This window comes from Pseudomonas sp. PA-7-1E, from assembly GCF_021605325.1.
In the GTDB taxonomy this organism is placed as follows: domain Bacteria; phylum Pseudomonadota; class Gammaproteobacteria; order Pseudomonadales; family Pseudomonadaceae; genus Aquipseudomonas; species Aquipseudomonas fluorescens_BV.
On the sequence record NZ_WKFA01000009.1, the window covers coordinates 76,740 to 89,303 of the forward strand.

Sequence of the window (12,564 nt, forward strand, 5' to 3'; positions counted from 1 at the left end):
AGATGGGTTATTGGCCAGAGTAGATCTGGTCAAACACCCCGCCATCATTGAAATGGGTCTTTTGCACTGTGCGCCAGTCGCCGAAGGTCTTCTCCACCGACAGGAAGTCCACCTTGGGGAACCGGTCGGTGTACTTTGCCAGCACCTTCGGGTCCCGTGGGCGCAGGTAGTTGTTGGCCGCAATTTCCTGGCCTTCGGGCGACCACAGATACTTGAGGTAGTCCTCGGCCACGGCACGGCTGCCTTTTTTCTCGACCACTTTATCCACCACCGACACCGGCGGTTCGGCTTCGGCGGAAACGCTTGGATAGACCACTTCGAACTGATCACGGCCAAACTCGCGGGCGATCATTTCTGCTTCGTTTTCAAAGGTCACCAGCACGTCGCCAATCTGGTTGGTCATGAAGGTGGTGGTGGCGGCGCGGCCACCGGTGTCCAGCACTGGCGCTTGCTTGAACAACTTGCCAACGAAGGTCTTGGCCTTTTCTTCATCGCCGCCGTTCTTCAGCACGTAACCCCAGGCCGACAGATAGGTGTAGCGGCCGTTACCCGAGGTCTTAGGGTTGGGCACGATTACCTGCACGCCGTCCTTGAGCAGGTCGGGCCAGTCTTTCAACGCCTTGGGGTTACCTTTGCGCACAATAAACACCGTGGCTGAGGTGAATGGCGCACTGTTGTTCGGCAGGCGTGTCACCCAGTTGTCCGGCACCAGCTTGCCGTTGTCGACCAGGGCATTGATATCGGTAGCCATGTTCATGGTGATCACGTCGGCGGGCAGGCCGTCGATCACTGAGCGCGCCTGTTTGCTGGAGCCGCCGAAGGACATCTGCAGCGTCAGCTTGTCGTCCGGATGCTCGGCTGCCCAGTGCTTCTGGAAAGCGGCGTTGTAGTCCTTGTAGAAGTCGCGCATCACGTCGTAGGAGACGTTGAGCAGGGTGGTCGCTGCCTGGGCGGAGCCCGCCAAGGCCAGGCCGGCGGCCAGTAGAGAGGCGCTGAGGATTTTTTTCACTGCTCATTCCTTGTTGTTCGAGAAGAGGGAGGCAATTTGCCAGCGACTATAGCCGGGCCTGCATAGAGCTTTAAAGATTAAAACGAACTTTGCTTATTCCAGTTTGCGAAACAGATTGCTGCCACAGCGCGCGCAAAACGCGGCGTTGGGTTCATGGCTGTCCTTCTTGCACACTGGGCAGTCGGTATGCAGCTGTTCGCCGCGCATGGCACTGGCCAGTTCAGCGGTAAAAATACCCGTCGGCACGGCGATGATCGAGTAACCGGTGATCATCACCAGCGAAGAAATCACCTGGCCCAAGGGCGTCTTGGGCACGATATCGCCGAAGCCCACGGTGGTCAGGGTGACGATCGCCCAGTAGATGCCCTTGGGAATACTGGTAAAGCCATGTTCCGGGCCTTCGATCACGTACATCAAGGTGCCGAACACCGTCACCAGGGTGCACACGCTGACCAGGAACACCACGATCTTCTGCTTGCTGCCGCGCAGCGCCGCCATCAGGTAGTTGGCCTGCTTGAGATACGGGCTGAGCTTGAGCACGCGGAAGATGCGCAGCATCCGGATGATGCGGATGATCAGCAGATACTGGGCGTCGCTGTAGTACAGCGCGAGGATGCCGGGGACGATGGCGAGCAGGTCCACCAAGCCATAAAAGCTGAAGGCATAGCGCAGCGGCTTGGGCGAGCAATACAGGCGCAGGCCGTACTCGATGGCGAAGATCAGCGTGAAGCCCCACTCGATATAGGCCAGCACGTCGGCGTAGTTCTGATGGATTGTGTCGATGCTGTCGAGCATCACGATCACCAGGCTGGCGAGGATGATCAGCAGCAGGATGCCGTCAAAGCGCCGCCCGGCGACGGTGTCGCTTTGGAACACCATGATGTAGAGGCGCTGGCGCCAGTCGTTGTTGCTGTCCATAAACCCTGCCTGAAACGAATATCGAGCAAGCCTAGGGCGATTCGAACGGGCTGTCCATGTGAGGCTTGTGCAGCATTCGCTGACCGGCGCGCACCAGCCAGCACGCGAGGATAAATGGCGCGGTCAGCGCGGGCAGGTGCAGGCCGCAAAAGCCAGGGGTGAGCAGGATGGCCAGGCCGATACCCAGCAGTGGCAACCAAGGCTGGCGACGCGACGAGCACAGGGCCAGCCCGGCCAGCGCGGGGTTATAGCTGTGCAGGCCGAGCAGGGCGCCAGTGGGGTCGTTCAACCACAGGCCGGCCAGCATGCCGAGAGTGGCGCCGCCCAAGGCCCACGCGACGGCGCGACGGTCGGCCAGCAGCAAGCCCAGGGCGATCAGCACACCCGCCAGGGGCTGGTCCAGCAGCATGATTTGCCCAAGGCCGGTGAAGGGTGCGGCCAGTACAGCGACAGTGTCGGGCTCGCTCAGCGCAAGGGTGTTCTGCGGGGCCTGGCCGAGCAGCAACCAGCCCAGGCCAACAAAGGGCGCGGTGTACGCTGGCAAATCCAGGGGTTGGGTCGCGTGTTTCAACCAGTGCCGGGTGAGGATGGCACTCAAGCCGCCGCACGCCAGGATCAGCGGCGGCACCAGCGCCGACCAGGCAAAGTGCTGGCTGATCAACAGGCCCAGCAACACGCCGTTGTAGCTATACAGCCCGGCCTGGCGCTCGGCCTTGGGATACCCCCGGCGCTGGGCCGTGAGCAACCCTGCGACGCCCCCCAGCAAGGCACCGCCAAGCAAGGCCGGGGCACCGATCAGGATCGCCAGCAGGCACAGCAGGCCGCACAGCGGGTGGCGCTGCAGGAAGATTTGGCTGAAGCCGTTGAGCAGGGCTTCGGCCCAGTCGGGGCAGGTTGGGTTGTGCATTTGGGTTGAGTCAATAAGACCGAGTTGCCCTCATCGCAGGCAAGCCAGCTCCCACATTTGATTGATGTTCGACATGCAAACTCGATCAAAGGTGGGAGCCGGGCTTGCCCGCGATGAGGCCCTGACAGGCGCTAAATCAGCGTCTCTATACGCAGCGAATTGGTGGACCCCGGCTGCCCGAACGGCACCCCTGCGGTAATCACCAAGGTATCGCCACGCTGCGCCATGCCCTGGGCCTGGGCAATTTCCAGTGCGGTGGAACACACCTCATCCACCTGGCGCAGCCGATCATTGACCACCGAGTGCACGCCCCACGCCACGCTCAGGCGTCGCGCCGTGGACAGGTTGGGTGTGAGGTTGAGGATCGGCGCCACGGGCCGTTCCCGCGCCGCGCGCAAGCTGGAACTGCCGGACTCGCTGTAGTTCACCAGCACCGCCACCGGCAGGATGCTGCTGATACGGCGGATCGCACAGCTGATGGCGTCCGACACGGTGGCATCTGCCTTGGGCCGGCTGACATCCAGCTGTGCCTGGTAGTCCGGGCCGTTTTCCACCTGGCGGATGATCTTGCTCATCATCTGCACCGCTTCCAGCGGGTACTCGCCCGAGGCGGTTTCCGCCGACAGCATCACCGCGTCGGCACCTTCAGCCACCGCGTTGGCGACATCGGTGACTTCGGCGCGGGTGGGTGCCGGCGAGAAGCGCATGGATTCGAGCATCTGCGTGGCCACCACCACCGGCTTGCCCAGTTGGCGGCAGGTGCTGATAATGTCTTTCTGGATCTGCGGCACGCTCTCGGCCGGCACTTCCACGCCCAGATCACCCCGGGCCACCATGATCGCGTCACTCAGTTCGGCGATTTCACGCAGCCGTTGCACCGCTGACGGCTTTTCGATCTTGGCCATCAAAAACGCTTTATCGCCGATCAGCTCGCGGGCTTCGCGGATGTCTTCCGGGCGCTGCACAAACGACAGCGCCACCCAGTCCACACCCAGCTCCAGGCCGAAGCTCAGGTCGCGGCGGTCCTTGGCGGTGAGTGGGCTCAGTTCCAACAGCGCTTGTGGGACGTTCACACCTTTGCGGTCAGACAGTTCGCCGCCATTGAGCACGGTGGTGTCGATGGCGTCGGCATGCTTGGTGATCACGCGCAGGCGCAGCTTGCCGTCGTCGAGCAGCAGGTCCATGCCCGGCTCTAGGGCCGCGATGATTTCCGGGTGGGGCAGGTTGACCCGCCGTTGGTCCCCCAAGGTTTCATCCAGGTCCAGGCGCAGGGCCTGGCCGCGCACCAGTTGCACCTTGCCTTCGGCAAAGCGTCCCACCCGCAGCTTCGGCCCTTGCAGGTCCATGAGGATACCGAGCGGGTAGTTGAGCTGGCGCTCGACCTGGCGAATCCACTGGTAGCGCTGGGCATGGTCGGCGTGGTCGCCGTGGCTGAAGTTGAGACGGAAGATATTTACCCCGGCCTCCACCAGCTCGCGGATGTCGTCGATACCGTCGGTGGCCGGGCCCAGGGTGGCGAGGATTTTGACCTTCTTGTCAGGCGTCATGGTTGGCAGTCTCAAGGATCAGGATGGCGCGGAAGTCGTTGACGTTGGTGCGCGTCGGCTCGGTGACGATCAAGTCGCCCAGGGCGGCGAAATAGCCGTAGCCATTGTTGTTGTCCAGCTCATCACTGGCCGACAGGCCCAGGGCTTCGGCACGGCGGTAGCTGCAGGGGGTCATGATCGCGCCGGCGTTGTCTTCTGAACCGTCGATGCCATCGGTATCGCCGGCCAGGGCGTACACGCCGGGCAGGCCCTTGAGGCTGTCGGTGAGGCTGAGCAGGAATTCCGCATTGCGCCCGCCACGGCCGTTGCCGCGTACGGTGACGGTGGTTTCGCCCCCCGAAAGGATCACGCACGGTGCCGCCAGTGGCTGGCCGTGCTGCACGATCTGCCGGGCGATGCCGGCGTGTACCTTGGCCACATCGCGGGCTTCGCCTTCCAGATCACCGAGGATCAGCGGGCTGAAACCGGCCTGGCGCACTTTGACCGCCACCGCTTCCAGGGATTGCTGCGGGCGGGCGATCAATTGGAAGTGGCTGCGGGCAAGCACCGGATCGCCAGGCTTGACGGTTTCCGAGGCCGGGTTCTGCAACCAACTGCGCACCGAAGCGGGGGTGTCGATGTGGTAACGCTTGAGGATCGCCAGGGCCTGTTGCGAGGTGCTAGGGTCACCGACGGTCGGGCCCGAGGCAATCACCGTGGCCTGGTCGCCCGGTACATCGGAGATCGCGTAGGTGTACACCGTGGCCGGCCACGCAGCCTTGGCCAAGCGCCCGCCCTTGATGGCCGAGAGGTGCTTGCGCACGCAATTCATCTCGCCAATGGTGGCGCCGGATTTAAGCAGGGCTTTGTTGATGGCTTGTTTGTCCGCCAGGGTGATGCCCTCGGCGGGCAGGGCGAGTAGTGCCGAGCCACCGCCGGAGAGCAGGAAAATCACACGGTCGTCTTCACCCAGATGGCTGATCAGTTCCAGCACGCGCTGGGCTACGGCCAGGCCGGCCGCATCCGGAACCGGGTGGGCGGCTTCGACCACTTCGATTTTTTTGCATGGCGCGCCATGGCCATAGCGCGTGACCACCAGGCCCGAGACTTCGCCCTGCCAACAATCTTCCACGACCAATGCCATGGCGGCCGCGGCTTTACCGGCGCCGATCACGATCACACGGCCACTGCGGTCGGCAGGCAGGTAGGGTTCAAGGACTTGCCGGGGGTGGGCGGCATCGATGGCTGTGGCAAACAGCTCGCGAAGCAGGTGTTGCGGATCGACCGACATAAGCGGGCTCCCGGGGGATTCTTGTTATTAGAGGTGCAGCGATCGTTCCCACGCTCTGCGTGGGAATGCAGTCCGGGACGCTCTGCGCCCAAAGCGTGACGCGGAGCGTCACAAGAGGCATTGCCACGCGGAGCGTGGGAACGATCAGCGGTGTGGGTTATTTATCGCGAATCGAGAAATTCGCCATATGCTCCAGGCCCTTGATCAGTGCCGAGTGGTCCCAGTTGCCGCCGCCAATTGCCGTGCAGGTGCTGAACACTTGCTGGGTGCCGGCGGTGTTCGGCAGGTTGATCCCCAGTTCCTTGGCGCCGGCGAGGGCCAGGTTCAGGTCCTTCTGGTGCAGGTTGATACGGAAGCCCGGATCGAAGGTGCCCTTGATCATGCGCTCGCCGTGCACTTCCAGGATCTTGGACGATGCAAAGCCACCCATCAGCGCTTCACGCACTTTGGCCGGGTCGGCGCCGTTTTTGGAGGCGAACAACAACGCTTCGGCCACCGCCTGGATGTTCAGGGCAACGATGATCTGGTTGGCCACCTTGGCGGTCTGGCCATCGCCATTGCCGCCTACCAGGGTGATGTTTTTGCCCATGCTCTGGAACAGCGGCAGCGCGCGTTCGAACGTCTGCGGTTCGCCACCGACCATAATGCTCAAGGTGCCGGCCTTGGCACCGACTTCACCACCGGACACCGGGGCGTCCAGGTACTGCGCGCCGGCCTGGTTGACCTTGGCGGCGAATGCTTTGGTGGCAGTAGGGGAGATCGAACTCATGTCGATCACCACCTTGTTCGGCGACAGGCCCGCAGCCACGCCGTCGGCGCGAAACAGCACGTCATCGACTTGTGGGGTGTCGGGCACCATGACGATGATGAACTCGGCTTCCTGGGCCACTTGTTGCGGGTTGGCCAGCGCCACGGCGCCGGCGCTGATCAGTTCAGCCGGAGCCTTGCCGTGATGTTCGGAGAGAAACAGTTGATGGCCTGCTTTCTGCAGGTTGGCGGCCATGGGTTGGCCCATGATGCCGGTGCCGATAAATCCGATTTTAGCCATGATCAAAAACCTCTTTTAGTGTGTGCGCTGGCTTGCCTGCGATGGCATCACCCCCGTATGCCTGATACAGCGAGGTGTCTGCATCGCAGGCAAGCCAGCTCCCACATTGTTTTGTTTTGTGTTGTGTCAGATGGCGTTGTGGGTTTTGAGCCAACCCAAACCCGCCTCGGTAGTGGTCAACGGCTTGTACTCACAGCCGACCCAACCCGCGTAACCAATGCGGTCCAGATGCTCGAACAGGAAGCGGTAGTTGATCTCGCCGGTACCTGGTTCGTTGCGCCCAGGGTTGTCCGCCAGCTGAATGTGATTGATCTCGCCGAGGTGCGCCGCCATGGTCCGCGCCAGGTCGCCTTCCATGATTTGCATGTGGTAGATGTCGTATTGCAGGAACAGATTGGCGCTGCCCACTTGCTCGCGAATCGACAGGGCCTGCGCCGTGTTGTTGAGGTAGAAGCCGGGAATGTCGCGGGTGTTGATCATCTCCATCACCAGCTTGATACCCGCCGCTTGCAGCTTCTCGGCGGCGTACTTGAGGTTGGCGACAAAGGTCTTTTCCACGGTCTCGTCATCGACGCCTTGTGGCCGGATTCCCGCCAGGCAATTGACCTGGGTGTTGCCCAAGACCTGGGCATAGGCGATTGCCAGTTTGACCCCGGCACGGAACTCCTCGACCCGGTCCGGGTGGCAAGCCAGGCCGCGCTCGCCCTTGGCCCAGTCACCTGCAGGCAGGTTGAACAACACCTGGGTCAGGCCGTTGGCGTCCAACTGCGCCTTGATGTCGGCAGAGCTGAACTCATACGGGAAGAGGTACTCCACGCCCTGGAAGCCGGCATCGGCAGCCGCTTTGAAGCGGGCAAGGAAATCCTGTTCGGTAAACAGCATGGACAGGTTGGCAGCAAAGCGCGGCATAGGGTTCTCCTTAATCGAGCAGGGAAATGGCAGTCGGCGCGTCGTTGCCGACCAGGGCCAGGTCTTCGAATTCATTGACGGCGTTGATCTCGGTGCCCATGGAAATATTGGTCACCCGTTCCAGAATAATCTCAACGATCACCGGCACCTTGAATTCTTCGATCATCTCTTGGGCGCGGCGCAAGGCTGGTTGGATCTGGCCTGGCTCGAACACACGCAGGGCCTTGCAGCCCAAGCCCTCGGCAACCGCCACATGGTCGACGCCATAGCCGTTGAGTTCGGGGGCGTTGAGGTTGTCGAAGGACAGCTGCACGCAGTAGTCCATCTCGAACCCACGCTGGGCCTGGCGGATCAGGCCCAGGTATGAGTTGTTCACTACCACATGGATGTACGGCAGCTTGAACTGTGCGCCCACCGCCAGTTCTTCGATCATGAACTGGAAGTCATAGTCGCCCGACAAGGCCACCACTTTGCGGCTCGGGTCGGCCTTGACCACGCCCAGCGCCGCGGGAATGGTCCAGCCCAGTGGGCCAGCCTGGCCGCAGTTGATCCAGTGGCGTGGCTTGTACACATGCAAGAATTGCGCGCCGGCAATCTGCGACAGGCCGATGGTGCTGACGTAGCAGGTGTCTTTGCCGAACACCTGGTTCATCTCTTCGTAAACGCGTTGCGGCTTGACCGGCACGTTGTCGAAGTGAGTCTTGCGATGCAGAGTGGCCTTGCGTTGTTGGCAGTCATGCAACCAGGCGCTGCGGTCCTTGAGCTTGCCGGCGGCTTTCCACTCGCGGGCCACTTCAATGAACATCGTCAGCGCGGAGCCGGCGTCGGAAACGATGCCCAGGTCCGGCGTGAACACGCGGCCAATCTGGGTCGGCTCGATGTCGACATGAATGAATTTACGGCCTTCGGTGTACACCTCTACCGAACCGGTGTGACGGTTGGCCCAGCGGTTGCCGATGCCCAGCACCACGTCTGACTTGAGCATCGTCGCGTTGCCGTAGCGGTGCGAGGTTTGCAGGCCGACCATGCCCACCATCAGCGGGTGGTCGTCCGGGATAGTGCCCCAGCCCATCAGGGTCGGGATCACCGGGATGCCGGTCAGCTCAGCGAACTCCACCAGCAACTCGCTGGCGTCGGCGTTGATCACGCCGCCACCGCTCACCAGCAATGGGCGTTCGGCTGCGTCGAGCAGAGCCAGGGCTTTTTCCACTTGCACACGGGTCGCCAGCGGCTTGGCCAGAGGCAGCGGCTGGTAGGCGTCGATGTCGAACTCGATCTCGGCCATCTGTACGTCGAACGGCAGGTCGATCAGCACCGGGCCGGGGCGGCCGGAGCGCATTTCATAGAAGGCCTTCTGGAACGCGTAAGGCACTTGGCCGGGTTCCAGCACCGTGGTTGCCCACTTGGTTACCGGCTTGACGATGCTGGTGATGTCCACGGCCTGGAAGTCTTCCTTGTGCATCCGGGCGCGGGGGGCTTGGCCGGTAATGCACAGGATCGGGATCGAGTCGGCCGAGGCGCTGTACAGGCCGGTGACCATGTCGGTACCCGCCGGGCCCGACGTGCCGATGCACACGCCGATGTTGCCGGCCTTGGTACGGGTGTAGCCCTCGGCCATGTGCGAGGCGCCTTCAACGTGGCGAGCAAGGACGTGATCGATGCCACCCACCTTCTGCAAGGCCGAATACAGCGGGTTGATCGCGGCGCCTGGGATACCGAAGGCGGTATCCACACCTTCACGGCGCATCACTAGGACGGCGGCTTCGATTGCTCTCATTTTGCTCATGGTTTTGGTGCCTCTTGCGTTTTGTAATTGTATACAAGTGGTTTCTGTCCAAAGTGTATTCACGGCGAGCGGCGTTGGTCAATGCCTTTCGTAAACTGACCTTTGCGTTCGTCGGAAGCGCTTTTTTCGACGTGTGGAGCCTTTGTTGGAAAATATTGTATACAAAAATAAACATCATTGTGTTCTATTTGTGTGATCGAGCATCTGATCAAACAGACCTCACCGCATTACCCATAACAAGATAAGGACGGCACCTATGAGCGCTTTAACCTTGAAACTCGCCACCCAACTGGCCACCCAGGCCCTTACTGCAGGCCGCACCATTTCGGCTGCGCCACTGACCATCGCCGTGCTCGACAGCGGCGGCCACCTGGTCACCCTGCAACGCGAAGACGGCGCCAGCCTGCTACGGCCGCAAATCGCCATCGGCAAGGCCTGGGGCGCCATTGCCCTGGGCAAGGGTTCACGTTTGCTGGCGCTGGACGCCCAACAGCGCCCGGCGTTTATCGCGGCGTTGAACAGCCTGGGGCAGGGCAGCGTCGTGCCTGCGCCGGGTGGGGTGTTGATTCGGGATCATAGCGGCATGGTGCTGGGCGCGATCGGGATCAGCGGGGACACGTCCGATATTGACGAGCAGTGTGCGATCACGGCGATAGAAGGAGTGGGGTTGATGGCGGATGCGGGGGTGTCGGCTTGAATCGTTCTGACTGTGAGTAAGCTATCGCAGGCAAGCCAGCTCCCACATTGGCGGTGTTCACAAATTCAACTGTGTGAGTGCAATCAGTGTGGGAGCTGGCTTGCCTGCGATGCAGTCGACTCGGTCTCCAGTCAAACCCAAATGGCATCCCACAGCGGATAGTCACCAAACTTCTTTACCAGCCCGGCCCTGAGTGGATTGGCTACGATGTAACGTGCAATCCCCTCAAGGCTGTCCTCTCGACGCACGGCATGGTCATGAAAGCCCGGTTGCCAGAGGCGACCTTGGCGGCCAGCCACCGCATTCACCACTCGGGTGCTCTTGGATTTAACTTGTCGCATCAAGTCGGCAAGTGAACCTTTCTCCAGAGAAACAAGCCAATGGAAATGGTCAGGCATTACCACCCAGGCCAATGATGTTGCGAGCCCTTTATATTGGGCGATCCTGAATTGTTGTACGACCAGGCGGCCGAGTCTGAAGTCGCTGAAGATGGGCTCGCGTTCAAGGGTGTTGGTGGTGAGCAGGTAAATGCGGTTGGACTCGTTATAGCGGCCGATGCGCAGGCGTTTTGAAGCAGGTAAATCAGGCATTCCGTGGCCTCTCTTCAGATGGTGTTCTGAGAGGCTAGACTGAGGGGCGAAGGCTGATCGGCGGGCTTTTAGCAGGATGTGTCTGGATGGGCGCTATCGCGGGCAAGCCCGCTCCCACAGGGGATTGTGACCATTTTACATTTTGTGTCCGGCGCAAATCCGTGTGGAAGCTGGCTTGCCTGCGATAGCCTCGCCGCGGTCTATCAATCCGGCTCACATCCCTTGAGCACCAACCGAATAATCGTCTGCGCCGCCGCCTCATAATCGGCCTCATCCAGCTTGGCCTTGCCGGTTACCGCCGAGATCTGCCAGTCGAAATCGGCATAGGTCTGGGTGGCTGCCCAGATGCTGAACATCAGGTGGTTGGGGTCGATCGCGGCGATCAGGCCACGGTCAACCCAGCTCTGAATGCAGTCGATATTGTGCTTGGCCTGAGCGTTGAGCTGCTCAACCTGGTCGGCGCTCAGGTGTGGGGCGCCGTGCATGATTTCGCTGGCGAACACCTTGGAGGCGAACGGCAGGTCGCGGGAGATGCGGATTTTGGAGCGGATGTAGTTGCTCAATACTTCCTTGGGCTCGCCTTCGGGGTTGAACGGCGTGGAGGCGGCCAGGATCGGCTCGATAATGCTTTCGAGCACCTCGCGGTAAAGGTTGTCCTTGGACTTGAAGTAGTAATAGACGTTGGGCTTGGGCAGCCCGGCCTTGGCGGCGATGTCGCTGGTTTTGGTCGCGGCGAAGCCCTTGTCGGCAAACTCCTCGCTCGCCGCCCGCAGGATTTTTTCTTTGTTGCGCTCGCGAATGCTGCTCATAAACCAGACGTTTCCTTGCCATGACAGGCGGTTGCGCATGGTAGCACCGGCCATCCGCAAGCCTCAACAATCTGCCCGCAAGGCCTTGCGCCGCGCTATGCTCGCGCCATCTCTCTCTAACGGAAGTCCGGTTCATGGCAGGAAGCAGCTTGTTGGTGTTGATTGACGATATCGCGGCGGTACTCGATGACGTCGCGCTGATGACAAAAATGGCCGCCAAGAAGACATCGGGCGTGCTGGGCGATGACCTTGCACTGAACGCCCAGCAGGTCTCCGGCGTGCGCGCCGAGCGAGAAATCCCGGTGGTGTGGGCGGTGGCCAAGGGCTCGTTTATCAACAAGCTGATCCTGGTGCCGACGGCCCTGTTGATCAGCGCCTTTGCACCCTGGGCGGTGATACCACTGTTGATGCTTGGCGGTGCCTATCTGTGTTTCGAGGGCTTCGAAAAGCTCGCGCACAAATTCCTGCACAGCAAGGCTGAAGATCAAGCCGAACACGCACAGTTGGCTGAAGCGGTGGCCGACCCGGCAACCGATCTGGTGGCGTTCGAGAAAGACAAGATCAAGGGCGCGATCCGTACCGACTTCATTCTGTCCGCCGAAATCATTGCCATCACCCTCGGCATCGTCGCCGACGCGCAGCTCACGCAGCAGGTGATCGTGCTGTCGGGTATCGCCATTGTCATGACCATCGGCGTATATGGATTGGTGGCCGGTATCGTCAAGCTCGACGACCTGGGGCTGTGGCTGACGCAGAAGCCGGGCCAGGTGGCGCGCAGTATTGGTGGCGCGATCCTGAGCGCGGCCCCCTACATGATGAAGAGCCTGTCAGTGATTGGCACGGCGGCGATGTTCATGGTTGGTGGCGGTATCCTCACCCATGGCGTGCCCGTGGTGCATCACTGGATCGAAACCGTGAGCCAGAGCACCGGCGCGTTGGCGTGGCTGATGCCAACGCTGCTCAATGCGGTGGCGGGGATCATTGCCGGCGCTGTCGTCCTGGCAGTGGTCAGCGTGGCAGGTAAAGGTTGGAAAGCACTGCGAGGGTGAAACCGCAGGCATAAAAAAGGCCATT

General features: G+C 61.3%; 12 protein-coding genes. 2 read left to right on the forward strand and 10 right to left on the reverse strand.

Translation table 11 applies throughout. From position 1 onward, the window contains the following. Positions 1-7: 7 nt before the first annotated feature. The 8 genes from GIW79_RS08520 to gcl form a co-directional block, all read right to left on the reverse strand. Positions 8-1,009 (reverse strand): sulfate ABC transporter substrate-binding protein, encoded by a 1,002-nt coding sequence (locus tag GIW79_RS08520; protein WP_034127182.1) that lies wholly within the window; start codon positions 1,007-1,009, stop codon positions 8-10. A 93-nt stretch (positions 1,010-1,102) separates the two neighbouring features. Beyond that, a complete protein-coding gene (locus GIW79_RS08525) occupies positions 1,103-1,927 on the reverse strand; it encodes an ion transporter (RefSeq protein WP_014717713.1) in 825 nt (274 codons plus the stop codon). Between the two features lie 31 nt (positions 1,928-1,958). Further along, on the reverse strand, positions 1,959-2,834 hold the full coding sequence (locus GIW79_RS08530) for an urea transporter (RefSeq protein ID WP_089042703.1): 876 nt from the start codon (positions 2,832-2,834) through the stop codon (positions 1,959-1,961). 131 nt (positions 2,835-2,965) lie between these two features. Then, positions 2,966-4,381, reverse strand: a complete 1,416-nt coding sequence (gene pyk, locus GIW79_RS08535) for a pyruvate kinase (RefSeq protein WP_014717715.1) — start codon at positions 4,379-4,381, stop codon at positions 2,966-2,968. Beyond that, positions 4,371-5,651: a glycerate kinase type-2 family protein gene (locus GIW79_RS08540; RefSeq protein ID WP_197901431.1), complete on the reverse strand. Its 1,281-nt coding sequence runs from the start codon at positions 5,649-5,651 to the stop codon at positions 4,371-4,373. Before GIW79_RS08540 ends, pyk begins: the two co-directional genes overlap by 11 nt. 157 nt (positions 5,652-5,808) lie before the next feature. Continuing rightward, entirely contained in the window at positions 5,809-6,699 is an 891-nt protein-coding gene (locus GIW79_RS08545; protein ID WP_034135176.1) for a 2-hydroxy-3-oxopropionate reductase, read from the reverse strand. A gap of 126 nt (positions 6,700-6,825) precedes the next feature. Beyond that, positions 6,826-7,608, reverse strand: coding sequence for a hydroxypyruvate isomerase (gene hyi / locus GIW79_RS08550; protein WP_014717718.1), 783 nt, complete (start codon positions 7,606-7,608; stop codon positions 6,826-6,828). A gap of 10 nt (positions 7,609-7,618) precedes the next feature. Further along, on the reverse strand, positions 7,619-9,394 hold the full coding sequence (gcl, locus tag GIW79_RS08555; protein WP_003189987.1) for a glyoxylate carboligase: 1,776 nt from the start codon (positions 9,392-9,394) through the stop codon (positions 7,619-7,621). A gap of 256 nt (positions 9,395-9,650) precedes the next feature. Here gcl and GIW79_RS08560 point away from each other — a divergent pair, with 256 nt between their 5' ends. Then, a complete protein-coding gene (locus tag GIW79_RS08560) occupies positions 9,651-10,091 on the forward strand; it encodes a GlcG/HbpS family heme-binding protein (RefSeq protein ID WP_236455149.1) in 441 nt (146 codons plus the stop codon). Positions 10,092-10,222: 131 nt separating this feature from the next. Here the strand turns inward: GIW79_RS08560 and GIW79_RS08565 are convergent, their stop codons facing one another. Next, a complete protein-coding gene (locus GIW79_RS08565) occupies positions 10,223-10,681 on the reverse strand; it encodes an REP-associated tyrosine transposase (RefSeq protein WP_054898376.1) in 459 nt (152 codons plus the stop codon). 203 nt (positions 10,682-10,884) lie between these two features. Beyond that, positions 10,885-11,490, reverse strand: coding sequence for a TetR/AcrR family transcriptional regulator (locus GIW79_RS08570; RefSeq protein WP_032897537.1), 606 nt, complete (start codon positions 11,488-11,490; stop codon positions 10,885-10,887). A 134-nt stretch (positions 11,491-11,624) separates the two neighbouring features. Between GIW79_RS08570 and GIW79_RS08575 the strand changes: the two genes are divergently transcribed. After that, positions 11,625-12,539: a DUF808 domain-containing protein gene (locus GIW79_RS08575; RefSeq protein ID WP_034127188.1), complete on the forward strand. Its 915-nt coding sequence runs from the start codon at positions 11,625-11,627 to the stop codon at positions 12,537-12,539. Positions 12,540-12,564: the final 25 nt, after the last annotated feature.